Annotated in this window: 26 protein-coding genes; 9 read left to right on the plus strand and 17 right to left on the minus strand. The window is 35.8% G+C overall.

Annotated elements, in window-relative coordinates; genetic code table 11:
• Positions 1 to 15 precede the first annotated feature (15 nt).
• The 3 genes from BK580_RS16060 to BK580_RS16070 all read right to left on the minus strand — a co-directional run bounded on the left by BK580_RS16060 (position 16) and on the right by BK580_RS16070 (position 3,418).
• Positions 16 to 1,185 carry an anti-sigma factor domain-containing protein gene (locus BK580_RS16060; RefSeq protein WP_078381319.1) on the minus strand — a complete coding sequence of 390 codons (1,170 nt, stop codon included), beginning with the start codon at positions 1,183 to 1,185 and terminating at the stop codon, positions 16 to 18.
• The gene (sigI, locus tag BK580_RS16065) at positions 1,154 to 1,936 is read right to left on the minus strand and encodes an RNA polymerase sigma factor SigI (protein ID WP_139364919.1); all 783 of its coding nucleotides are present in this window, start codon (positions 1,934 to 1,936) and stop codon (positions 1,154 to 1,156) included. Before sigI ends, BK580_RS16060 begins: the two co-directional genes overlap by 32 nt.
• Before the next feature lie 393 nt (positions 1,937 to 2,329).
• Positions 2,330 to 3,418 carry an SDR family oxidoreductase gene (locus BK580_RS16070; RefSeq protein ID WP_139364920.1) on the minus strand — a complete coding sequence of 363 codons (1,089 nt, stop codon included), beginning with the start codon at positions 3,416 to 3,418 and terminating at the stop codon, positions 2,330 to 2,332.
• Between the two features lie 125 nt (positions 3,419 to 3,543).
• Between BK580_RS16070 and ku the strand changes: the two genes are divergently transcribed.
• Positions 3,544 to 4,431 (plus strand): non-homologous end joining protein Ku, encoded by an 888-nt coding sequence (gene ku / locus BK580_RS16075; RefSeq protein WP_078381322.1) that lies wholly within the window; start codon positions 3,544 to 3,546, stop codon positions 4,429 to 4,431.
• Between the two features lie 3 nt (positions 4,432 to 4,434).
• Here ku and BK580_RS16080 read toward each other — a convergent pair whose 3' ends face one another.
• Entirely contained in the window at positions 4,435 to 4,965 is a 531-nt protein-coding gene (locus tag BK580_RS16080; protein ID WP_078381323.1) for a D-glycero-alpha-D-manno-heptose-1,7-bisphosphate 7-phosphatase, read from the minus strand.
• A gap of 164 nt (positions 4,966 to 5,129) precedes the next feature.
• Here BK580_RS16080 and BK580_RS16085 point away from each other — a divergent pair, with 164 nt between their 5' ends.
• The 3 genes from BK580_RS16085 (at position 5,130) to BK580_RS16095 (ending at position 7,831) form a co-directional block, all read left to right on the plus strand.
• Positions 5,130 to 6,968 carry a DNA ligase D gene (locus BK580_RS16085; RefSeq protein WP_211279038.1) on the plus strand — a complete coding sequence of 613 codons (1,839 nt, stop codon included), beginning with the start codon at positions 5,130 to 5,132 and terminating at the stop codon, positions 6,966 to 6,968.
• Between the two features lie 51 nt (positions 6,969 to 7,019).
• The gene (locus BK580_RS16090) at positions 7,020 to 7,295 is read left to right on the plus strand and encodes a hypothetical protein (RefSeq protein WP_078381324.1); all 276 of its coding nucleotides are present in this window, start codon (positions 7,020 to 7,022) and stop codon (positions 7,293 to 7,295) included.
• Positions 7,296 to 7,447: 152 nt separating this feature from the next.
• The gene (locus tag BK580_RS16095) at positions 7,448 to 7,831 is read left to right on the plus strand and encodes a DUF4183 domain-containing protein (RefSeq protein WP_078381325.1); all 384 of its coding nucleotides are present in this window, start codon (positions 7,448 to 7,450) and stop codon (positions 7,829 to 7,831) included.
• A 50-nt stretch (positions 7,832 to 7,881) separates the two neighbouring features.
• On the opposite strand, the gene BK580_RS16100 is transcribed toward BK580_RS16095, so the two are convergent.
• The 4 genes from BK580_RS16100 to BK580_RS16115 form a co-directional block, all read right to left on the minus strand.
• The gene (locus BK580_RS16100; protein WP_078381326.1) at positions 7,882 to 8,259 is read right to left on the minus strand and encodes a DUF4183 domain-containing protein; all 378 of its coding nucleotides are present in this window, start codon (positions 8,257 to 8,259) and stop codon (positions 7,882 to 7,884) included.
• Positions 8,260 to 8,445: 186 nt separating this feature from the next.
• Complete coding sequence (locus tag BK580_RS16105; protein ID WP_078381327.1) at positions 8,446 to 9,462, minus strand: YeiH family protein; 1,017 nt, start codon at positions 9,460 to 9,462, stop codon at positions 8,446 to 8,448.
• Positions 9,463 to 9,546: 84 nt separating this feature from the next.
• Positions 9,547 to 10,437 carry an ABC transporter permease gene (locus tag BK580_RS16110; protein ID WP_078381328.1) on the minus strand — a complete coding sequence of 297 codons (891 nt, stop codon included), beginning with the start codon at positions 10,435 to 10,437 and terminating at the stop codon, positions 9,547 to 9,549.
• A gap of 10 nt (positions 10,438 to 10,447) precedes the next feature.
• A complete protein-coding gene (locus BK580_RS16115) occupies positions 10,448 to 11,365 on the minus strand; it encodes an ABC transporter permease subunit (RefSeq protein ID WP_169865058.1) in 918 nt (305 codons plus the stop codon).
• A gap of 230 nt (positions 11,366 to 11,595) precedes the next feature.
• On the opposite strand from BK580_RS16115, the gene BK580_RS16120 reads away from it, so the two are divergent.
• Positions 11,596 to 12,720: a mechanosensitive ion channel family protein gene (locus BK580_RS16120; protein WP_235864058.1), complete on the plus strand. Its 1,125-nt coding sequence runs from the start codon at positions 11,596 to 11,598 to the stop codon at positions 12,718 to 12,720.
• 40 nt (positions 12,721 to 12,760) lie between these two features.
• Here the strand turns inward: BK580_RS16120 and BK580_RS16125 are convergent, their stop codons facing one another.
• Positions 12,761 to 12,955 (minus strand): stress protein, encoded by a 195-nt coding sequence (locus tag BK580_RS16125; RefSeq protein ID WP_078381330.1) that lies wholly within the window; start codon positions 12,953 to 12,955, stop codon positions 12,761 to 12,763.
• Between the two features lie 171 nt (positions 12,956 to 13,126).
• Between BK580_RS16125 and BK580_RS16130 the strand changes: the two genes are divergently transcribed.
• From BK580_RS16130 to BK580_RS16140, 3 genes are read left to right on the plus strand one after another with little or no spacing between them, the layout of a single operon-like run.
• Positions 13,127 to 14,569, plus strand: a complete 1,443-nt coding sequence (locus BK580_RS16130; RefSeq protein ID WP_078381331.1) for a spore germination protein — start codon at positions 13,127 to 13,129, stop codon at positions 14,567 to 14,569.
• A gap of 10 nt (positions 14,570 to 14,579) precedes the next feature.
• Entirely contained in the window at positions 14,580 to 15,689 is a 1,110-nt protein-coding gene (locus BK580_RS16135) for a GerAB/ArcD/ProY family transporter (RefSeq protein WP_078381332.1), read from the plus strand.
• On the plus strand, positions 15,673 to 16,812 hold the full coding sequence (locus BK580_RS16140; protein WP_078381333.1) for a Ger(x)C family spore germination protein: 1,140 nt from the start codon (positions 15,673 to 15,675) through the stop codon (positions 16,810 to 16,812). The genes BK580_RS16135 and BK580_RS16140 overlap by 17 nt, the downstream gene beginning before the upstream one ends.
• Positions 16,813 to 16,864: 52 nt before the next feature.
• Here BK580_RS16140 and kynB read toward each other — a convergent pair whose 3' ends face one another.
• The 3 genes from kynB to BK580_RS16155 form a co-directional block, all read right to left on the minus strand.
• Complete coding sequence (gene kynB, locus BK580_RS16145) at positions 16,865 to 17,485, minus strand: arylformamidase (RefSeq protein WP_078381334.1); 621 nt, start codon at positions 17,483 to 17,485, stop codon at positions 16,865 to 16,867.
• Positions 17,486 to 17,812: 327 nt separating this feature from the next.
• Positions 17,813 to 18,040, minus strand: coding sequence for a hypothetical protein (locus BK580_RS16150; RefSeq protein WP_078381335.1), 228 nt, complete (start codon positions 18,038 to 18,040; stop codon positions 17,813 to 17,815).
• A 139-nt stretch (positions 18,041 to 18,179) separates the two neighbouring features.
• Entirely contained in the window at positions 18,180 to 18,770 is a 591-nt protein-coding gene (locus BK580_RS16155; protein WP_078381336.1) for a hypothetical protein, read from the minus strand.
• A 118-nt stretch (positions 18,771 to 18,888) separates the two neighbouring features.
• Here BK580_RS16155 and BK580_RS16160 point away from each other — a divergent pair, with 118 nt between their 5' ends.
• A complete protein-coding gene (locus BK580_RS16160; RefSeq protein WP_211279040.1) occupies positions 18,889 to 19,488 on the plus strand; it encodes a hypothetical protein in 600 nt (199 codons plus the stop codon).
• A 199-nt stretch (positions 19,489 to 19,687) separates the two neighbouring features.
• On the opposite strand, the gene BK580_RS16165 is transcribed toward BK580_RS16160, so the two are convergent.
• From BK580_RS16165 to BK580_RS16185, 5 genes are all read right to left on the minus strand, one after another.
• Complete coding sequence (locus tag BK580_RS16165) at positions 19,688 to 20,617, minus strand: LysM peptidoglycan-binding and 3D domain-containing protein (RefSeq protein WP_078381338.1); 930 nt, start codon at positions 20,615 to 20,617, stop codon at positions 19,688 to 19,690.
• Positions 20,618 to 20,867: 250 nt separating this feature from the next.
• A complete protein-coding gene (locus BK580_RS16170; protein ID WP_078381339.1) occupies positions 20,868 to 21,854 on the minus strand; it encodes a class I SAM-dependent methyltransferase in 987 nt (328 codons plus the stop codon).
• Positions 21,851 to 23,170, minus strand: a complete 1,320-nt coding sequence (locus BK580_RS16175; RefSeq protein WP_078381340.1) for an FAD-dependent oxidoreductase — start codon at positions 23,168 to 23,170, stop codon at positions 21,851 to 21,853. The genes BK580_RS16170 and BK580_RS16175 overlap by 4 nt, the downstream gene beginning before the upstream one ends.
• Before the next feature lie 139 nt (positions 23,171 to 23,309).
• The gene (locus BK580_RS16180) at positions 23,310 to 23,567 is read right to left on the minus strand and encodes a DUF2164 domain-containing protein (protein WP_078381341.1); all 258 of its coding nucleotides are present in this window, start codon (positions 23,565 to 23,567) and stop codon (positions 23,310 to 23,312) included.
• Between the two features lie 24 nt (positions 23,568 to 23,591).
• Positions 23,592 to 24,419 (minus strand): VanW family protein, encoded by an 828-nt coding sequence (locus BK580_RS16185; protein WP_078381342.1) that lies wholly within the window; start codon positions 24,417 to 24,419, stop codon positions 23,592 to 23,594.
• Between the last annotated feature and the right edge of the window lie 62 nt (positions 24,420 to 24,481).

The raw sequence follows: 24,481 nt of genomic DNA on the forward strand, positions 1-24,481 counted from the left end.
TAGCTAATACCCTACTCAATTATTCTTGCGGTGTTCGCGATCTTTTCTTTCGTGTTTATTGTTGTTGGAGTTATGCTCTCTTCTCTCGTTCTGTTTTTTATTATCTTGCTTTCGGTCGTCTTTTCTTTCTTTCCACTCTTTATTCTCCGGCTTTCGGTCACCTTTTCTTTCTTTCCATTCTTTATTGTCGTGCTTTTGGTCACCGTTTTTTTCTTTCCATTCTTTTTTCATTTTATCCGGATTTTTTTTCCATTCTTCTCTTTTCTGCTCTCTATGCTCTTTCCTTTTTTCCTTTTCTTGTTTATATTTCTCTTTTTGCTCTTTAGTGAGATGATCGAAATTCTTATTTCTCTCTGTCTGTCGATCACGTGCTTTCTTATTCTCCACAATCCCATTATTTGAAGCTTTGTTTAAATCCTGGTTCTTTATTACATTTTGGGATCCATTAACATTTGAGCCTTGTGTTTCTGTGCTCTTTTCATCCTGTTTAGAAGTATTATCTGAATCTACAAGTTCTATGTTCTTTTCTTTTTGAACAAATTCCCCAGGTGAAATTCCCAGCTTTATAGCTTCCCCACGCTTTTCGCTAGTGGTTTCGATCATAGTTACACTTATATCATCTATTTGAATTGTTTGGGAAATAGATAAAATTTCGGTTTGAATCTTCTTTTTCCAAGCTAAATTATCACTGTTACTTAGAACTGATGCAATAATAACCTCACTACCAGAAGTTAAATAGCCCTGTTGGCGGATTATATCTAGTATCTGAGTGGAGACATTCATTAATCCTTCATTTTCCCAGTTCTGCAAGTTCTTTACTAGCTTCTTTCCTTCCTCGTTATACCCAACAATGGAAACCACTTGCATCTTTTTATTTAAACTAAGCTCTATGCTAGGGTTCACATCTAACGAAACATAGGCGTAAACTTGGTTATTCATATACTTAGGATAAAAAGAAAATAAAAGAATAGCAGCTGTTAGAACAGTAACGATGGCCCATCTTAATTTAAAAAAAGTTGCTAAACCCCTCTTTTTCATCTCTCTAGATGTATGCAAAGGAAAAAAAATGACTTCTTCCCCGATACCGACTTGCGTCTTTTGTTTTCTAGATTTCAAAAACTCGCCTTCAGGGGTTAGCATTGTGACATAGTCATCATGAACTTCGAGCACAATCCCTTTTTTCACCCTTAATCGCCCCTTTTAAATAATCTTTCAAATATATATAATCCCCCGATAATATAATGGACACCGCTATTATGTATTTACGGTTGCGTTCTATTGTTTTTCTACTTACATTAACCAAACCTTCTAATTGTTTCATTGGAAGCATTTTTTTCTCAAATAAATGTTTTTTCAATTCAAGGTTTTGAACTAATATAATCGCAACTTCAATAGCATTTTGTCTCGCGTCCGAATGTTTTGGTGAGCATTCAAGTAAGTCAGAAAAAGAAAGGCCAAATTCCTTTAGAACAGATTGGTAATAAGCTATTTCTTCTCTACGCTGTTCTTGATCAATCTGTTTTTGAAATTCTTCCACTGATAATGTCGCTTCTATCTTATTGGAAGCATAATCATCTTGATCATCATCTTGATCTGACATCGTAATCGTCATGTTTTTACTTTCTTTTCTTATATAGTCAATAACTCTTCTTTTTATAATTAACTCAGCAAAAGATAATAAGGAGCTTCCCTTATCTTTTGAATACTTTTCAATCGCTTCGTTAAAAGCTATTAATCCGATACTAAATTCATCATCTGTCTCATTTATATATCTTTTACAAACAGATGAAACGGCCTTTGCTATAAAAGGTTTATATTTATTAATTAAGTTATTTTGTAATTGAATGTTGCCAGCTTGAATTTCAAGTACTTCCTCTTCAAGAGACTTCGGGCGTCGTTTGCCGATTTTAAAAAATAGGCTCAGCATTGGCCTCACCTCTCTCCCCCACTTATATATTAAATGAGTACTTGCCTCATTTTATAAGCTTTTTTTAAGAAGGAGGCTTTTTCATTTTCAAGAAAAAGTCACCTGTCTATATATAAAGGTGCCGTTTTCTCTATAAAAAGTCAATGTTAAAACCTGTTAAGACAAAATTACCACTTTTTTATTGGAATAATTTTCTTGATTTAATAACTGTTACACCAAATTTTAAGTACTTTCCTCCTTTAGAATACGAGTTGAACATCTACTTACTCATCAAATGTTACGTGAATGTTTCATTTTTTTCGGGGGAGCAACAAAAAATATTTTTACACTACTTCAAAATACCTAAGGACTAAATAAAAAAACAGCCAATCTAATTACTAGAATGACTGCTTTCTCCATTACTCAGCTAATATGCACATGCTTCATCTGGTCTAATTTATGCTGATTATAATAATTCACCATATTTTCTGCAGTAACTTGAAAAGGTGGACAATGTATTTTTCCTTTCGCTAAGATGTCAATGGCTTCGGAACAATCAAAGCTTCCTTTCCAAGTAAAGTAGTCTAATGCTTCTTTTTCCACTCTCAGCCATCTTCTTGCTGTCGGAAAACGCAAAAACTGTTTCGCTAAGGACAGTGGAATGGATCCCTTAGGAGCTTTCTTTAGGAGTATTTCCATCAATAATGTGTAGGTTTCCCTTATTGTAATTCGATTAGGGTTCGTTAGATGAAGCGTTTTTCCTTCTGCCTCTTCTGTATGCGCCAGATAGGATGTAGCTTTTACTATATAATCAATGGGGACAACATTAAACTCTGCCTCTCCCTTTCCCAAATGTGGAATTAACGGTAAGAACCTTAGAGAATAGAGGAAATTCAACATGAAATATGGCCCATCAAATTTCGTTGTTTCACCCGTTTGACTGTGCCCTTTGACAATACCAGGCCTTATAATCGTAAGTGGCAGATGTTCTTTCTCCTTATCAACTATTAGTTCTGCTAAGTATTTTGTTTCCTCATAATGATTTTTAAAAGGATAAGGATGTTTTAATTCATTTTCGAAAATGATCCCTTCACGTAATCCTGCTACATAGGCTGTACTGAAATAAACGAAACGTTTTAAAAAAGGTAAGCTTTTTATCCAATCTACTACATGTTTTGTTCCATTAACATTTACAAGACGAGCAATTTCCTTTTTTACAGCCAAATCGTAGACTGCTGCTAAGTGAAAAACATAATTTACTTCACTTTTCAAAAGTTCAGCATCCACATTATTAAGCATTAAGTTAGGTTCTGTAATATCTCCTTCAATGAGGGTAATCGTGGTGTGAGGGTATTGTTGTTGAAGCTTTTGAATGATGGGAATTGCGGTACTTTTCATTCTTGGGAGTACTAATAAAAAGATATGATTGATTTCATTATTCTCCATTAATAAATTCACTACTAATTCTTTACAAATAAACCCTGGAAATCCTGTGAAAAAATACCCACTCAAAACATTTCCCCCTTCCATTATTTAAAATACTTGTCTCTTTTTTTCAGGATAAACTAACAAGGAGCACGAGTGAAGTGCTTTTTAATCGATGTGAAAAACTTTTAATGAGCTAGGTGATAATGGACATGCATACAATGTGGAAGGGCTCCATCAGCTTTGGGCTAGTTAACATTCCCATCAAGATGTTTTCGGCGACAGAAGATAAAGATATAAAGCTTCGTACATTGCATAAGGAATGCCATTCTCCGATAAAATACGAAAAGGTATGCCCTAACTGTGAAAAAGAAGTGGAACAAAGTGACTTAGTTAAAGGATATGAATATGTAAAGGGCAAATATGTTATTTTGGATGACGAAGAGTTAAAGGAATTAAAAGAAGAGCATGAAGATAAAAGTGTGAAAATTATTGATTTTGTAAAGCTAGAAGAAATCGATCCAATTTATTTTAACCGCTCCTATTTTTTAGGACCAGGAGAAAATGGAAGTAAGGCTTATACATTATTACGAGAAGCATTAGAAACTTCCAAGAAAATTGGAATAGCAGAAATTACGATTCGCTCTAAGAAACAACTAGCCATCGTTAGAGTCTATCGAGACTGTTTAATGATGGAAACGGTGCATTACCCAGATGAAGTGAGAGATGTAGGGGATGTACCTAGTGTCCCAGAGAAAACCAAAGTTAATGAACAGGAACTGAAAACAGCCATCATGCTCATTGATCAATTGACTACTGAGTTTGACCCCGAAAAGTATCATGATGATTATCGTGAAGCTGTTTTAGCATTAATTGAGAGTAAAATAAATAATCAAGAGAATACAACGACACCTCAGCAAACAGCTGGTAAAACCAATGTGGTTGACCTTATGAGTGCTCTGCAAGCAAGTATTGAACGAACAAAAGACCAAGAGCTAAAACCGACAAAAAAGAAAGCAGCAGTTAAAACGAAAGCTACAGTAACAAATAAAGAAGTTACCCCTAAAAAACGGACAACCCGTAAGAAGGCGAATAGCTAGCTGTTAGTCGCCTTCTTTTTGAGCTTTCAGCCAGATAGCAGCTTCCAAAAGTGATGGAAAGTTGATATAGGCATCATTCATACTCGAACCAATAAATATTGTTTTTGTACCAGCCGCTTTTCCTGCTAGGATATCGACATCTCTGTCACCAACCATATAGGAGGAAGCCAAGTCAATCTGATACTTTATAGCTAAGTCTCCTAACATTTTGGGTCCAGGTTTTCGGCAAATGCACCCCTCATTCGGTTTGTGAATACATGCTGCAACTTCTTCAATTTTTCCACCAGCTGCTTTTATTTCCCCTACCATAAATTGATGAACATTTTCCAAAGCACTATGCTTCATAAACCCGAGTCCTACCCCACCTTGGTTGGTTACCACAAAGATTTTGTAGCCTACTTCAGTTAATATTCTTATTCCTTCTTTTGCACCCGGGAGAAAATAAAAATCACTCGGTTTATTGACAAATTTCACCCTTTCCGACAACACCTCATTAATAACACCATCTCGATCCAAAAATACACCTTGATACATAAATTCACCTCATGAACATAGTTTCAGTTTTTTAGAAGCATATTAAAAAAGGAAAGAGGCCCTATTAGCCGCTAAAAGCAAATACTGTGTTTCTTACTATAAAAGCATTGAAAATAATAGCTAACTCAGAAACATAATAACCGTTTATAGAAAGGATTATTACGATGATTAAACCTATGCTTCCCACTCTACACCGTGATCCACCTATTGGAGAAGAATGGGTGTACGAAGTTAAATACGATGGCTTTCGTTGTATAGTTTTACTAGAAACACAAAAGATTACTCTTCAAAGTAGAAACGGAAACCATTTAAACAATCAGTTTCCCGAAATAATGGCATATCTGAATACGTTATTAAACATAACTTACATCCAATCTCTTTTACCACTGACTTTAGATGGAGAACTTGCAATCCTCACCTCTAGCATGAAAGCAAATTTTTCCGCTATTCAAAAGCGAGGGCGAACAAAGTCCAAAAGTACAATTAACACCTTAGCTACTACTAGTCCAGCAACACTCCTTATATTTGATATTTTAAGCAAAAATGGCGAAAAGCTTCATTCTCTTCCCTTTAATAAGCGGAAACAACAAGTGGAACAACTGTTCACTTTATTGGATCTCCCGCTTTCACCAAGATTCCCATCGTCCGTACCTTTTCAATACGTTCCATTTTTCAGAGATCCAAAAGATATTTGGACTGAGATAAATAAACATCACGGGGAGGGCATGCTTGCAAAAAAACGGAACAGCACCTATCAATTTGGGAAGAGGACATTAGACTGGATAAAAATTAAAAATTTCAGAACTGCAACCTGCTTTATCACAGCTTATCAAAAAGATAACAGCTATTTTCATGTAGGTGTTATGGATGGTACGTCCGTCATTACTATTGGGCTTTTTTCCCATGGACTAACCTCTGAAGAACGCCAAGCATTAGTTACTGTCATAAAAGAAAACAGATATCAAGAAGATCATCAATATATGTATGTGCATCCTGGCATTTGTGTGGACTTATATTTTTTAGAACTTTCTCAAGATCAATTGCGTCAACCAGAATTTCGAAGATTTCGTTTTGATGTTCAAGTAAAAGAATGCTCTTTAGAGAACCTTAAAACCTCTAATTTAAATTTTCCAACTTCTGTTCCTATTACACACCCAAAGAAGCCTTTATGGGAAGAACCACTTCTTACTAAGCTAGATTACTTACATTATTTATCCGAAGCGGCTCCTTATATTTTGCCTTTCCTAGAAGACCGTCTTCTTACTGTTATTCGTTTCCCGCATGGAATGCTTGGAGAAAGCTTTTATCAGAGAAACTGCCCGGATTATGCACCAGATTTTGTCGAGACGTTCGATTCCGAAGGCATTCCATACATTGTCTGTAATAATCTTGAAACGCTTCTATGGCTTGGGAACCAGCTAGCTTTGGAGTTTCACATTCCTTTTCAAAAATCAAAAGCTTCTAAACCAAGTGAAATCGTCTTTGATCTTGATCCGCCATCTGATAAGTATTTCTCCGACGCTGTAGCGGCTGCACTCCTAATGAAAGAAGTATTTGATCAACTACAGCTATATTCTTTTGTCAAAACATCTGGAAGAAAAGGATTGCAAGTCTACATCCCCTTACCCAAAGAAACTTATACGTATGAAGAGACAAGGAAGTTTACCGAATTTATGGCGGAATATCTTGTATCGAAAGAACCACATTTATTTACAATAGAACGCTTAAAGAAAAATCGTGGCACGAAAGTGTATGTTGACTTTATTCAACATGCAGAAGGAAAAACAATTATTGCACCATACTCATTAAGAGGGCATCATTTCCCTACCGTCGCAACTCCATTATTTTGGGAAGAAGTAAATCCTACACTAAGACCTGAGAGTTTTACTATATTCACTCTGTTGAAACGATTAAGCGAAAAAGGAGATCCTTTTCAACATTATTTTAAAATACAAGCACAGCAACCTTTCCAGCAGGTTCTCGACTTTTTAAAACGAGTATAGGATGGAAGGCAAATGGAAAAAATGGTTTTAAAATAGGAAAAGGTGATTCTTTTGCAATCTTTTGCCATCGTTCATCCCATTATCGAAATGGAACAAACCATCATATTAGAATTTATAGATGAAACTGAACCCATCGAAAGTAGACGCTATCGACTTTTTCTACAGAAAAAATCATTACAGGAAATTAAGCTTATTGTTTATCGTCCTAAAAGAGATTTATGGCAGGATATCACAACGATGCTCTCCCCTTTTTATTTAGCATCATTAAGAAATATTTTATTAGATCAAATCGACATAAACCCAGAAAAAGAAAACGCCATTTCATAAAAGCAAGCAAATATCTCTGAGGAGAATTGCTTGCTTTTTAATTTGTGTGTTTTTGATTCTATTTTCATGTGGTATGACTAGGACAAACATTACTTGTAGTTCATAAGATAGGAGTGCGAGGTATATTCTCACAAAAGTGAGGGGGTGAAAATATGGCATTACAGCTTATGAAATTATTTGTAGGAGTTACTACCACCATTAGTATTGAACCAGAATCGCAGAAGTTTTTTTATGTAACTACAGGTGAAACAGCAGCCGAAGCCACACTATCTATTGATACAAGCGACTTTTTTGATGATACAGGAGCCGTTCCCGTGGAACTGCCTGAAATAGAAACAGAAAACAGCTACTATAACGTTTATATCAATGGAGTTCTACAAATGGCGGGAATATCCACATATACACCTGGCCCTACAACAACAGGTTCTCTTGATATTACTGTTCCGGAAGATTCCGAGCCTCTTTTAGCAGATACACCGATCGTGTTAGAGTTAATCATTTATTCTCCAACATCTGATACAACGGTACTCACTTAATTCAATTAAGTATTACCACTCCATCGCAAGTGACTTATTTTCCACCTGCGTTAGGAGTGGTAGATTGTAATAAATTGCACGATAATAGGCGCTCCCTGTATCGGAACATCCTCCGTTCTAAGTTCAAGAACCCCCTTTTTCACTACATAAGTTACAGGTGGCTGTAAGACTCCATTTATAAATAGATTCACATAAGATACTGTTGTCGGGTCCAGTATTCCACGATTTCCGTATTCAGTAAGTTCATGATCATTCGTATATACAGTTTGTACTCCATCCGAAATTGCATTGTATTGATATGTATCGACCTTTGCAACATTGGATGATTTTGTTATTGGAATACTCAAATGAATAACAGATGTTGAACTTACACAATCAAACACTTTACGAACTTTGACTGTATGTGATTGTTTTTTTGAAAAAGTCATTTAAATCACCCTAACAAACATAATAGTAAATAAGTTCACTCTCTATCCTATGAAAAAAACAGCTAATCTGTTCGCCGTCATACTCTTATTTTCCATTTTTTTATAGCACTATTTAGTTGGTGCTTGCCCTTCCTCAAAAACTAGAGCTTTTTTCCATATAAAAAAAACACCCACTTACCGTGGGTGCTATCCAATCACATATAGTACATAAATTAAACTTATTAACGTCACAAACAATGAAGCAATAAATCCAGCAATAAACGGCTTTAGCCCAAGATTACGCATCTTTTTCCATTCCACTTGGAGACCTACTCCAGCCATCACCATCACTATTAGAAACTTAGCAAGCGTTCCTAATATAGTACTCAGTTCTTCCGATATCACGCCTACAGAATAGAAAACACTCATCAAAAGGAAACCAATAATAAAAACTGGAAAAGCACCTTTAAGACTCGCATTCTTATCATTACTTTTATTTACGAGTAGGAAAGAAATCACGAAAACTAACGGAAGAATAAATAAGGTCCTGACAAGCTTCACAGTTGTGGCAATCTCACCTACTTCTTCTCCGACAAGATACCCTACAGCTACAACTGAGGATGTATCATGAATAGTAGTTCCTATCCATATTCCGAGTTGGATCGTATTTAAATGCAGCCATTGTCCAATCCAGGGATACAGAATTGTCGCCAGTATATTGAAAAAAAAGATGGTTGATATAGCATAAGCAGTGACTGATTCTTTCGCGTGAACAACCCCTTTCACAACAGAAATAGCAGTTGCTCCACAAATACTAGTTCCTATTCCTATAAGTAGACTGAGCATCTTATCAATTTTCAATAGTCTACCTACAATTATAGTTACTAAGATCCCTCCTATTACTACCAGTAAAATAATGAAGATAGATTGTGAACCTATTTCTAAAATACTACGAATACTTAATGTTGCTCCTAAAAGGACAATCGCCAGTTTTAAAATGTTCTTCACTACAAATTGAATTCCAGGTTGAAAACGCTCGCTCAATGGCATACTATTTCTAATAATAATCCCGATTAATAGTGCAAAAATCACTCCACCTATTGCAGGAAAAAGATTACCGAAATATTTTGCAACAATCGCTATCACAAGAATTAATAAAGTTCCCATCAGCCATGACGTGAACTGATGAGTTAGATTTTGTAGGATTGAAAACCTTCTCCCCATCGCTATTTTCTCCTAACACACTGAATTGCACATCCATTCTATTCTAAAGAACAAAGAAAAGACTGTCGAGTTTTTTCGACAGTCTTATGTTTCTATGCGATGGAAGTGTTTTCTCAAGCCTTCCCCAAATATGTTGAATGTTAAAACGGTAAATGCTAGTGCAAGTGCTGGGAAAAATGGAATCCAAAAGGAGCGAAGAACATCTCCCCTTGCTTGGCCTAATAAAGTTGCCCAGTTAAAGCTAGTATTCTGAATTTCGCCGTACCCATAGTTTAGTTGAACAAATTCCTGAGTGATAAAAATACTAAAGATCCCTAGCTGCCCGATTAATAAAGCAATTCTCCCTAAATCCAGAAAGAATTGTACCATAAGTTCAGGTAAAGCATTTGGTAGATAATATTTAGTAAATAACGTATAGTTGGAAACGCCAACTGTGATGCCTGCCTCTACATATGGTGTTTGCTTTATTCTGTAGAATTGATTTTGAAGGATTGTCCCCACTCTGCCAACTTCAATACAAGCCAATATAATAATTGCCCATAAATATCTATTCTCGTGAAATACGAATATGGGAAGGTTTAACAAAATGATTGCCGAAAAAATGACTGGTAATGCAGAAAATATTTGATGCCACCCTTGTAAAACCCAATTGGCTGGCCCTTTCTTATTCACAGATAATAAGGCTAAAGTAATAGCAATGCTATAACGTAAAAGTGTAATTGCTACTATTAACAGCAACGTATCTCTTGCCCCAACTACAATAATGCTTAGTAAGTCTCTTCCTTCTCTATCTGTTCCAAAAAGGTGGTTACCAGAAGGTTCAAAAGGTGCCGTCTCTATTCCTGTTTCAGTAAACACTACCCGCCTACTTTCTAGAACATTATCAATAAACGGGAGAAAAGGCCCGATAAGTGTTACTACTACTAAGAAAATTAAAAAAGAACTTCCGATGACTAATGTCCAATTACGTTTCATATTCATTCACCTACCTAGGCTCTACTTTCTTAATAACAAGCAGAGTAATTATTTGAGAAATAAAGACAATTATCATAAAACAAAGACCGAATCCAATAATTAAACCCGATTCATTAATAAGGTTCATTCCTCCTGAGATTGCTTTACTTACGTCAAATGCCTGAAACATCCGGTAGGCTGCTCCACGATAATCTAATAAATACTCTACAATTAATAGATTAGATAACAAATAGAGCATCATTGCCGTTAAGTTAGAAAATATAGGGTACAGACTATTACGAAGCATATGCTTCCATAGTACCTTTTCTTTAGAGAGTCCTTTCGATCTCGCTACCTGAATATAGGGCTTTCCTTTTTCACTACCAAGTGAAGCAGAAGTTATTCTTGCAATATACAGCATCGGATACATAGATACTAAGAAAGCAGGTAGTATGAAGCTATACCAATGGTCATGACCAAATATTCTTATAAAAGGGAGATAAAATATGATTAGCCATTGTAAGCAGATAATAAGGAAAAAATCAGGAATGGATTGTAATAACCACGTCATTCCTTTACCAAATACATTCCAACCGCTCCACCTATCATAAAAATCATAGATTCCTTTTAACACACCAAAAGTGAGCGTTATAAAAAATGCAGCAAGAATTACTTTTAAACTTCTAGCCATATGTAACCAAATTTCTTCTTCAGCGGGATTATTATATCTAGTAAAACCTAACGTTTTATTTTCTTTTACATCATGGAGAAACATCGAAATGTTATGTTTGTAGGCTTCCCACGAAAATTCATAGCCATATTCGAGCGTCATCGCTCTTCCTTGAACAGCAATATCTGGCGACCTTGGAAATAATACGGCTAAAATTAGCAATATCGATACTAACAGAAAGAATAAGATGGATTTCATTATCTTCCATGTAATTAACATATATTTGACCTCCATTGTTCGTAAACCGAAGTAATTATATAGTAAAATACTACCACTATATAATTTCGAATACTACAAAAATATCAATTATTCTAATAATTCGTTGCTTTTCTATGAATTGAAATATGACAAGGAACGTAGTATTATAATGATTTATGATATATTGATAGCCATTTGAAGGCATAACCGAATGCACTAAAAACCTAAGTAACTAAAGGAGGTTTGTTCCTTTGAACAAAATAATTAATAGCTTCACTGATTTTTTTACTAATGATTTTTGGACAAGCACTGACTATTGGATTGACTTCGGAGGATCGCTCCTTATCCTGTTTCTCTTTTTATTATGGAGAAACCTCTTTACTAAATATTTTTTCAAGATGATATTAACATTAACGCGAAAGACCCCGACAGATTTATTCACCTATATTGTCTTAGCGTTTGAAAAACCTGTCCGAACATTCTTTGTCATTTTGGGGATTTTCTTCGCATTGAAAACTGCACCATTTCAACTAATGGAGCCAGCGACCTTAACACTATTAATGAGATCTTCCATTATCATTATGATTACATGGGGATTGTTTAATTTCATTCCATCCTCTTCAGTTTTGTTTTCAAGACTTTCGACAAAGCTGGATTTTGAAGTAGATAAAATTGTTATGCCATTTATCACAAAGGTGTTGCGATTTATCTTAGTCGCCTTAGCATTAAGCATCGTTCTTGAAGAATGGGACTACAATGTTGGAGGTTTTGTTGCTGGACTTGGACTTGGTGGTTTAGCTTTTGCATTAGCCGCTCAAGAATCATTGAAAAATCTACTTGGCGGATTTATTATCGTGTCTGAAAAGCCATTTACAATGGGAGATTGGGTTAAAACTCCGAGTGTCGAAGGTGTTGTAGAGGACATATCATTCCGAAGTACGAAAATTCGAACGTTTGCACAAGCTCTTGTGACAGTACCAAATTCAACCCTATCTAACGAACCAATTACCAACTGGTCCAAAATGGGGAAGCGTCAGATTACCTTTGAACTTCCCATTCAATACCACACATCAAGAACCAGTTTAGAAAAAGTGGTTAAAAGGATAGAAACGATGCTTCAAGAACATCCAGATATTCACAAAGAAACAATCTTAGTTCGATTCGATAGTTTTGGTGCTAGTAGTTTAAACGTCTTCCTATATTTCTTTACTAATACAGTTATGTGGGCTGAATTTCTAAAAGTTAAAGAAGATACCAATTTAAAAATCATGAAAATACTTGAAGAAGAGGGCGTCGAAATTGCCTTTCCTACTCGAACTCTCCACATTGACAAAAATGCACAGGAAGATCTAAAAAAAGAATTAAGTGCGGAATAAAATGCACAAACAACATAAGGCATGGTCCCTAAAAATAGGACTATGCCTTATTTGATTTTTTTCTGGACCTGCTCTTGATGCTTGGGACATCGTTATAAAAATAGTTATACTCCTCTTTCAATTCACTTGTAGTTAGTTTTTCTAAAATACTCAAGTCGTAAACCCCTATCAATAGAAGCTTTTTCAAATAATATTCACGCTGTTGTTCTAATGCTTGATGCAATCTTCCTTTCATTCCATCACCCTTCTTCCTTTTATTTGTATTTTAGCCGACTACTGTTGATAGAAGTTGAAGCTATTGTTAATTTTTCAAAAAGATAACGCTAAAGTAAATCGTAGTCGATGCATAATATCTTCATTTAAACAGGAAAATAAAGTAAGGGATGCACGCTCGGGAGGTGATTCGATGGTTTCTGAGGATTCAGTTGTTCTCACAACGAACTTAGATGAAAACATAATGATTCTGCGTGAAGTATTCGTTCATTCAGAAGATTTTATGGTGGATTATACTTCGTATCAGAATAAGGACTCCTTTCTTATCTATCTGGAAAGTCTAACTGACAAAAAATTAATGAACCAGGAAATCCTTAAGACCATTTACATAAATAACGAAAAGGATAAGCAAAACACTTTACCACAAGCGTTTATTAAAGAAACTAACAGTATCAAGGAAATATCCAAATTTATCTTGGAAGGAAACTCTGTACTTTTAAAAAGAGATGATTCTCTTGCAACGGTTTATCAATCACAACTTATCAATGAGCGAAGTATTGAAGAGCCAGATAGCGAGACCATTATACGCGGTGCTCACGAAGGATTTGTCGAGGCTTTAGGAACTAATATTCATCTTATCCGCAAACGCATCCAAAACCCTAGGTTGAAAGTTAAGTATTTCTCCCTTGGAAATGATTCACACACGAAAGTTGCAATGATTTATCTAGATCATCTAGCCAATAAAAAAACAGTAACTAAAATGGAAGAGCATCTTGCAGCAATTGACACAGATTTCATTCTCGCTCCCGGACATATAGAAGAATTTATGAGTGATAATTTTTCTATTTTCCCATCTATGTTAAGTACGGAAAGACCAGATCGAACGGTAGCAAATCTAATGGACGGAAGAATTGCTATTATAGCTGATAACAGTCCAAGCGCGTTAATCGCACCTGTTACATTTTTTTCTTTTTTTCAATCTCCAGACGATTACAATAGCAGGTGGTACTTTGGTTCCTTTATTCGCTTTCTAAGAATAATCGGTTTTTTAATAACGATTGGATTACCAGCAACTTACATCGCAATCGTATCTTTTCATTTTGAAGTGTTGCCTACTGAAATTGTGTTTTCGATCAAATCATCTCTCGAATATGTGCCTTATCCACCGTTAATCGAGGCATTAGCAATGCAAATCACCCTAGAAATCTTGAGGGAAGCATCCATACGATTGCCTAATCCCATCGCTCAAACTTTAGGTGTAGTGGGTGGTTTAGTAATTGGGACTGCAGTTGTAGAAGCGAATTTAGTTTCAAATACGATGATAATTGTCGTTGCTATCACAGCAATCTCTTCTTTTATCGTTCCCATTACAGAAATGGGGTCCTCGATTCGTCTATTAGGGTTTCCTTTTATGATAATGGCTTCTTTGTTCGGTTTTATTGGAATGAGTTTCTTTCTCATGTTTGTCATTATTCATCTATGTAAACTAGAGTCCTTTGGCACTCCTTTTTTCGCTCCATTTTCCACTTTAAGATGGGCTGAAATGAAGGATACAATTATTCGAATACCTCTTCCTTATTTTAAAAACCGCCCTAAAGACACACTGCCTCAAAAAAAGAAAAAAACGGATAATTAAGGAGATAATTATGCTTAAGGCCAGTGAAAAGTCAATTAGCCAAGGTCAATTGTACTTCCTATTGATCCAATCACAAATCGGAGTAGGAATACTTTCCTTACCCTTTGCTGTTCATAGTACTGCAAAGGGTGATGGATGGATTTCAACAATTCTTGCTGGGTTTGTTATTCAGATATGGTTGTTCTTATTCCTCAAACTAACAAAATTATTTCCTGAAAAAAACTTATTTCAAATAATTAATAGTATTTTTGGTCGATATTTAGGTGCCTTATTTACGGTCACTTATATCCTATATTTCACCGCGATTGCCGGGTTAGTAGCGGTTCTCCAAACTGCCCTAATTAATAAATGGATCCTTGCTTTAACTCCCTTTTGGGTTATCTATATTTTGATTATTGTCGTTTCCGTCTACCTTGCTAAGGACAACATCCTAATGATTGCTCGATTTTTTAGTTTATCGACGGGTGTGATTCTTTTCTTTCTAATCTTAGTAACAACCGTTTACCGTGATGTCAACACATCCTATATTTTACCTGTTGGGCAAGAAGGGATTAAGAACATTTTATTTGGTATTAAAGACGTTCTCATTGCATTAATTGGATTTGAAATCATTTTAATGGTCTACCCCTTACTTAATAAAAAAAAGAACACTATTAAGACATTAACTCTCGCAAACGCTACCGTAATTATCATTTATACCTTCCTTGTATTTACTAGCTTGGTGGTATTTAGCCCAGAAGAAATTGCGTTAGTTCCAGAACCTGTACTTTATATGCTGAAAGCTATATCCTTTGAAATCATTGAAAGGTTAGACTTAATATTTCTTTCCATTTGGGTTATTCCAATGACTAATTCATTTATTATTTATTTATATCAAGCAAGTAAGGGACTAAAGGAACTATTCGGAACCGAGTCCCATTCACCTTTTGTTCCAATAATTGTAGTACCGATCTTTATTTCTGGTTTCTTTATGCAAAATTCATTTGTTATCGAAAAGATAAATTCACTCATTGAATACACGATTTATACATTTGTCTTTACCCTTCCTATTCTCTTTCTTCTATTAGGCTTATTAAAGAAAAAATTCAGAAAGGGGCAGAACAATGTCAAAACATCGTAAGTTATTCATAACTTGTAAAATTTTGCTTTGTATTGCCCTTCTAACTGGTTGTTGGGATCAACGTTTATTGAAAGATTTAAAACTCACTTTTACTGTTGGCTTTGATAAAGGGGAAAACAACGAAATAATTTCACATGTAGCAATTCGTGAAACAAAAAAACGCAGTGTAGGTGGAGAAGCAGGAGAAGCTACCGTTGCGGTAGTGGAAGGAAGAGGGATGACACTTAGGAGTACACGCTTAGCCTTAGATCAAAAAATTCCAGGTGAACTATCTCCAAGTAAAACGAGAGTTTATTTAGTTGGAGAAGAATTAGCAAAGGAAGATTTATATACTATTTTTGATATCCTCTATCGCGAACCTAAAGCCCCACTCGGAGCCAAATTAGCAATTGTAAAAGGAGAAGCAGCTAGTATTATTAAATTAAAAACCGTAAATGAATCATTAATAACCGAAGCCGTCACTGAATTGTTAGAGAACGGAGAAGTAAATACATTGATTGCAAATGAAACGGTGCAATCTATTTGCCCCGTAATGTTTGATCCGGCGTCTGACTTCTTTCTACCTGTAATTCAAATAGATGGTTTAAAGGATATTGAAATTAGTGGGATTGGGTTAATTAGTGATAGAAGCTACACTGGAGTTTCACTTAATCACTTTGACTCCACGATTCTGCTATTACTAAGTGGGACAAAAGGACGGAAAACTCAATTAAATTTAATGGTACATCCAGAAGAAGAAATTATAAGAAATCGATATGTGACGATTAGTATCGGAAAAGCGAAAAGGAAAATAAAGGTCAATGTTCAATCAAAAAATGATATTAAAGCTACGGTCGAGCTAAAGTTAACTGCTAAGATAGAAGAATATCCAAGAAATCATGCTGTAAATAAAGAAACGGTTGATGAACTAGAAAAAAAAGCTGGCACTATTTTAGAAATGCAAGCAACCGAAATTATAGAAACAATACAATCTGCAAATAGTGATGTACTCAAAGTTGGTGAAGAGCTTCGCGTTCATCATCACGAACATTGGAAGGACATCAATTGGCGGGAAACCTATCCCACCATTGAAATAATACCTAAAATCAGCGTAAAAATAGTTGGAACTGGGATTATAAATTAAGGAGAAGACTTTACACTTCTCCTCCAGTTCACTTTTTTTTAAGCATAACTCATTATTTCATTAACACTGCTCTCACAGGACTTCCATCCGATTCTTCTAGCTTCAAAGGGAGTGCTACTAACTGGTACTCTCCTTCTTCTATTTCTCTAAGGTCAATCCCCTCAAGTATAGCAATGTTCGCTTTATGCAAGAGGTGATGTATAGACAGCTCTTTACTTTCCAATTCATCAACACTAGGTAGATCCACTCCTATTAATGGAACCTCTAATTCTTTAAGAAGTTCTACAACGTCAGAATGTAAGGTAGGTATCGAAGTAGGAAATTCATCACCCTTTACCCAAGCGTTTGTTTTAAAGAGAATTCTTTTCTTAGCATTTGCTTTCAGCGAGTCTGCTATTATTTCCCGGTTAATTTTAGCTACATTTGTTACATCTAATACAATTGCTGGTCCGATAAATACTGCCAAATCTAATTCCGCCATCTTTGCACCTTTATTATCAAAATGAAACGGAGCATCCACATGCGTAGCAGTATGCACACTCATCTCAATACTCCCTACATTTACCGAGCCAGTTTCTTCCTTCGACCAGTTCAGTGAGTATGAAAAAGCAGTATCACCTGGCCAAGTAGGAGTTTCTGCTTTCAATGGTCTTGATATATCATAAATCTTCATAAATGTCTCCCCCTTACATATAGCTATCATTATCTCATTTTTCTGCGAATACAAACAAGCATTCCTCATTCAAAAGATGGAGAAAAAAAGACTTAATATTAATTCAACTCAAGCGGATAAGAAGGATACCAAATCGAAAATTCCTCGTTTTTTCATCATTTTTAGGTTAATCCTCCAAAAAAGGAGGGGTTTTAGTTGATTTTTTGATAGTTTGAACATAGTTGTTGGTAGACTCAAGCTGCCCTTAGTCTACCAATATTAAAATCCCACAAATAACATGATAGTTAGATAGCTACATTAAAAAAAGACCCTTATAATAAGAGTCCATTAAATCGCATTTTGCGTAAGTTCATAAAAGATAGAATTCATTTTCTTTTCTGCGATGTTGTTTAGTAAATTTCTTGTTTGCAAGGAAGGATTACCATTGATTCGAAAGCTATAGTCAAGAATTTCTGGATGATGTTCGGAATACATAAACTCAATTTTCACTTTATGCCCCTCGGATTCCAATAGGAAAGTACAAACCTTATTCCCCATAAATTCTGTGATTTTCACGTCAATTCCTCCTTCTCCCCTTTCACACCATTACTATTTCTACACAGATGGACAAATTCCTGCGTTTTCTTTATTATTTTTCGTAATTTTCCGAACTTTTTCGCAAAAAAAAAAGGATGACATAACTCTGTCGCCCTTCTTAGAAATTTTGCTTTAAATAATTATTTACTCTTCTTATTTCTCGATTGTTCCCAAACGAATGCGTAACACCCCAAATCTTGGTGTCCCCTTCTTCTTCGGTTACTTCATTTAGTTGAACATCCAAATCATGAAAAATTCGATGTAAGTAACGAAGGGCTGTTCTGTCTCCGTTTCTTTCTACTAATAAAATTAAACCATAGGCATTCTCCATATCATTTAAAACTTTCGATGGAGAAAATCCTTCCGTTCTCATCCAGTTCACTGCAGCCTTTAATTCTTTCCATTCATCAGAAGTAATTAAGTTACGAAGATTAAGCGTCTCCACTCCGCCCCAACCCGTTACATCATTTAAAAAGCTGTGCTGAGTACTTAAAGTATCTAATGTCGTCACTTCTCTATTAGGCTGATACAATACACTATTTTCATAATCATTATGCTCGATTTCCTGAACAGATGCTAATGTGGTAGAGGAAAAAAGCGACCCCTCATCTACATAATCAAAAAAATGGTAACCTACCATTCCTATGATACAAACTAATAGGAGATTAATAGACATCGTTAGTTTATGGGATTTCATATATTTAAACAAAGCTGTACACGTCCTTTCTATCCCGATTTACTCCCCACAATATTTTCTTCTTTTCTATCTACTTTTTGCCCTAATCTCGATTTATTGATAGGATAAAAGAAAAAGCAATAGGTGAGAAATGATGAAAAAACAACTATGTATATTTATTATCGTCAGTTTTCTTGTTTTGTTAACAGCATGCCAAGAACAAAATGATCCAGCAGAAAAAGCACCTTTAGAAAATCTATTTGCTCAAAGCGAGCTTTCTTATGGTGAATATCTTGTTATTTTTAAAGATGTTGTAAGTCGAGTAGATGCAATGAACATTCAAGATCCAGAATTAAAAAGATGGGTTATACGAGCTATAGGCGATGAGAAGCTAACGAATAAACGAGACTTATCAGAGGCAGAAGCCATGGAAAAAGCGCAAGAAAATTATCAACAAAATAAAGCTTGGATGACTGTTGCCGAAAAGAAATATGGCATCACCATATCAGATGAAGAACTTGATATATGGCTAGAAGAAGGGCCTGATCAAGCGGATATTCCACTTCAAAAAGCATATGCAGATGCACTTGGCTTAACCATTAAAGAACTAAACCGCAATTTCGATCGTGAACTCTATGAGCCAACATTATTGTGGGAAAAGTTAATTCCTGTTTTGGAGGAAGAACATGGAACGACAGAAAGAGAGAAACTTTTAGAAGCTTTTGAAAAAGAAGTGGATAAAACACTCTAAAAATGATGAAAAAACACGACGACAAAACCTATTAAAAGTTTGTCGTCCTTTTTCATTTTCAACTCAAAGACGACTTACTAACCCATACCCAAACAAGAAAAAGACGCCTACCTCCCTAATAATAACAGGAAAGTAAGTCGTCTTTTTTAGCCGTTCATGTATGGGCATAAATTCCAAGCCTTAAGTAAACTCAAATCGATTACTTATAAACCTTAACTTTAACTTCTTGCACACCATAATTGATAGCATCTTGCTTTTCTGGAATAAAGATGTCAATCTTATTTCCTTTAATAGCTCCACCTGTATCACCAGCAATTGCTTCACCATAACCCTCGACCCATACTTTAGACCCTAACGGGATAACATCTGGATCAACAGAAATTACTTTTAAATCTGGATTTTCAAGTAAGTTAATCCCAGTTGCTGTAATTCCTGAACAGCCTTCACATGTTGCAGTGTATGCAGTTGCAGTCATTGTTAGCTCCTGTACTACTTCCTCATCTGCTGCTGTTTCTTCAGCTGGTGCTTCTGTTACTGGTTCCTCGGCTGGTACTTCCTCAACCGGTGCCTCTGTTACTGGTTCCTCGGCTGGTGCTTCCTCAACCGGTGCCTCTGTTACCGGATCCTCGGCTGGTGTTTCTTCAACTGGTGCCTCTGTTACTGGCTCCTCGGCTGGCGCTTCCTCAGCTGGCGCCTCTGTTACCGGTTCCTCAACATGCACTTCCTCTGCAGGTGCTTCTGTTTGAGCAGGAATGGGATTTCCTTTTACATAGATTACTAGATCATCGCCTGCATATATTAAATCAGGATTTTCAATAGAATTCCATTGTGCTAATTTTTGGTATGTTACACCTTCGTAATTTTGAGCGATTCCCCATAGTGTATCACCCTTCACAATTTGGTAACGTTCTGAAACTGCTACTTTTAATTGATCTTTAGGAAGGATTAAATCACTAGAAAGATTATTCCAATCCTTCAATTCCGCTACCGTAATATTGTTCGCTTTAGCAATGTCCCAAAGAGTATCACCCTTTTTTACCGTTACTTCTGCGGCAGAGGCATTTGCTCCTAAACTAAACGTGCCTGCTATGGCCGCTGCTGTGACCAACGAAAACATGGTTTTTTTCATAGTGAGTACCTCCAAAATTAAATTATCTATCTGACTCAATGCTTACAATCATATCATGTTATTGATAGATTAAAAGAACAGTAGAATAACATTTGGGTTACGTAGATAACAGCTATATTAAAGGATTATTACGAGTATTCCTTATATTTGAATATAAAGGAATACTATTCTAACAAAGGATTATTCCCCCATTAAAATAGGTTCTCTTAAAGAGTTTGCCTCTCTAATAGAACCTTGTATGCCTACTTTTTTATTTAGATAGTGTAAATTGATACCAGCCGCCTTCTTTTATAACAGGCTTCATTTTCTTTATTTTTAACCCTGCCGCTTTAGCTAACTCCTCTAAATCGGTTTCTGAAGGCAAGGCGTAAAGATTTTCAAATGCTGTAAAAAAACTATTAAAAACACTTGAAAATGGACCACCATGTTTGGAATTGTGAAGGGGAGTGACAATGGAGAGAGTGCCTTTCTTGTTTAACCACTTGCCAATATTTCGAAACAACTTCTCCCTTTCCTTCGGCGATAGATAATGAAGCATATTATTAAGCATCACAAAGTCCACTTTCGAATCTGGTTTCCATTCTAGTACATTTTCGCAAATGATATTGATTTGCTTTTGTTGCTCACATTTATTTTGGGCTTCTTCTGCTACCTCTTCATTTAGTTCGATTCCAATCATGTTCGCTTTCGGGAATTTTTGTGACAGCTTTAATAAATAACCTCCATTCCCACATCCAACATCTACTAAAGTCTTCGGTTTTGCTTGTTTCACTACCTTCATTACTCTCGGTATCGCCAATTGTTCTAATAATGAAGAGGTTTGTGCTATGACCATTCCATGTTCTTTTTGATTGAAATTTTCTTTTTCTGTGCTTTTCATCAATTTGGGATAGTTAATTAGAGTAGGAATATGAAGCTCCATCATTTCTTTGAGCAAAACACCCGTTGATCTTGGATTGTTTTTACTTGAAGGGACCATGAAACGATTTACTGTTTGATGCCTTTGTTTGGAACGTTGTTTTATATAGCCAATAACTCCACCTACTTCTACCCACCTCACTAAAAGATCTTCCTTAAGTGCGTTTTCCGTTGCCACTTCGTTTATTGTTTTTGGCTTTTTAAACGCTTCATATAAATCCAATTCGTACCCTACATAAGCGTGCCAGCTATAAAGAAAAGGGATATTTCTTTTCATATACCCTCGCGCTTTAATAAGTCTAATATATTCCTTAATCATCTGTTCGCTCCCTCCTCTATGTACCGCCAAGGGTAATCATCTATCTCTGTAAAGAGATGACGCTTGTCTAAGTGGAAATCTTCCTTTCTTTTTGACACCATTCCTGTTTGAATCGCGCGATCTATTATTGTTTCCTTCCAAATACCCAGTCCAGATATATTTAACATATGTTTACTGTGAAGGACCGGATCGCTTGTAAGTTGATCCATTACCTTATTTCTCCATGAAACAAGCGAGCGTAATGGACGTGAATATGCTAAGGCAGCTAGATGACTTAGCTTCAAAATGTGTTGCACCCGCGGCTTCCTTACCTTTTCATATAAGGAAAGATAATCATTGGAGAGGGCATTATGCTCATACATCCAACAAAAAAGTTCTCCAAGAACATCGCCATCTTGAATCGCTAAGTTCATCCCTTCACCAGCCATAGGATGGACACTATGTGCGCTATCTCCAAGTAATGCGATATTGTTCTTCACATAGTGATCCACATGAAATTGAACAGGTATCATGAGTTGAATTTGCTTCCAAGATTCGATCTGTTGTACATACCCGTCTAAGGAAGGATATAAGTCTACGTATTTTTGAAAAAGAGAAGTTAGTCCTTCTGCAATCATACTTTTATATGTTCCTTTTGGTATAAGGTAAACAGACCTCACCATATTATTAGGTAATGGAAAGAGCCCAAGAAATGTTTTGTCAGTTGATATTAATTTCCCTTCCATTAAACTAGAGGGTCTAGGGAATGTAACAGTGAGGAAGTGATGATCGTATGTCTTTTCTTTTTTGCGCAAATTCATTACGTCCCGGATCTTTGATCTTCTTCCTTCTGCACCGACGTAATAATCAGCCTGTATGAATACCTCTTCCTTATTTATTTTCACCTTTGCTTGCCCATTACTGAACCCGATAAATCTTGCAGGCTGGATGTATTGAAAGGAAGGATATTTCATCGCTTCCTTTAACAGTAAATCTTTTAACGTTTCATGCGGAATCATTAATGCATGATGAAAAGGTTCAGGTAAAACGTTATAACTCATGGATTGCTTTGGTAATTCTTCTAGATCCATTTCTGAATTCTTTCTATCTATCAGTTCAATATTATTGATAACTTGGCCTTCTGCTAATACAGGTGATAGGATACCAATATTCTTGAATATTTGTAATGTTTTCGGCTGAACTAGTTCTCCTTTATATAAATGGGGATTCCCCTTCATTTGTTCGACCACGGTAACTCCAATTCCACATTTAGCAAGTTTGAGTGCTACTGTTAAGCCACCAACACCGCCGCCAATCACCAACACATTCGTTTTCATATTCATCACCACCTATAACTTTTCATTCCACTTATTCACAAAAGTGAAACTTAGAAAAAACTAGGCAAATTCAAAAAGCCGTTCCATTTATCAGTAAAACTGATAAGCGGAACGGCAGAAATTAATTATTACCTTGACCCTACCTATTTTTATTAGTTGTAGTTGTAGGTCTTTGTAAACTTTCCATATCTTCCTCTATCGCTACCCATCTTTCCTCCATCAATTGTTTTGCGTCGTCCACACCTTGATTATAATAGTAGACTCCGATTTCCTTTACAAAGAAATCCACTAGCATTTCCGCTCCAAGATCTCCAATACGTTCATCTCTTTCGTCTTCAAAATAACCTTGAATTTTACCAATCATTTGATCCTTTGCTTCTTTCGGTAATTTTATCATGGCTTCTTCACCCTTATGTAGAGATTAACCGCTTATTTCTGACGTCTCAAGTAACGGTTCATACATCATAATAGCATGGTTTTCTGTTACATATTGATCATCTATCTCGATTCCTTCTTTATTTAATACTTTACGGTGAATCACATTATGACGAAGATAACCGCCCCAATAAGCCGGTGTAATCATATGTTCTTTTTCATAGACTTTGTATGTAGATAATGGTGGTTTAGCCATTCTCCATTCCCCGACTAAATCATCATCCTTCACTTTTACTAAAAGCTGAAAAGGTTGATTTGTATCATTTCGAATTTGTAAATCTAAATAATTGTAGGAACAAGTTGCTCCGCTACCAAATGGCTGAGTTCTTCTTGCATCTGGAAACACATCAAAACTATGACGATAACGCTCTGTTACAGTCAGTGGGGTATGTAGAGTCATCCAATAAATTAAATTTGATAATTGACATAAACCTCCGCCTAAACCAGGTTTGAACGTTCCATAGAAAAGGACCATCCCTTCTACATAACCTTTTTCCTTCGTCGGCTTCCCGATTAACTTCCAATAAGAAAAAGTCTCCCCTGGTTTAATAACGACACCGTTTAATTTTTGGACAGCAATACGAAGATTGATTGCCTTATTATGTTGATACCACATGTCTACATCCTTTAATTTCCTTAACATCGGGGTTGTATGTGCAAACGATTTAAATGGAAGCAATTCATCTGTAAGCTCTTCTGCATAGTTCTTTTTATCTGTTTGCCATTCCATCCAACGCTTCGCTGTATAATATTGCGTACCTAGCCAAATTCGAAACGCCGACCTTCGCTTTGGTCTCAAATCCACATAGTTCATTTTTTTCACAATCCCCTCACATCTGACTTCGCTAGTATATAGACGTTTGACAGAGTGTGAAA

Source organism: Sutcliffiella halmapala, assembly GCF_002019665.1.
Classification (GTDB): Bacteria; Bacillota; Bacilli; order Bacillales; family Bacillaceae_I; genus Sutcliffiella_A; species Sutcliffiella_A halmapala.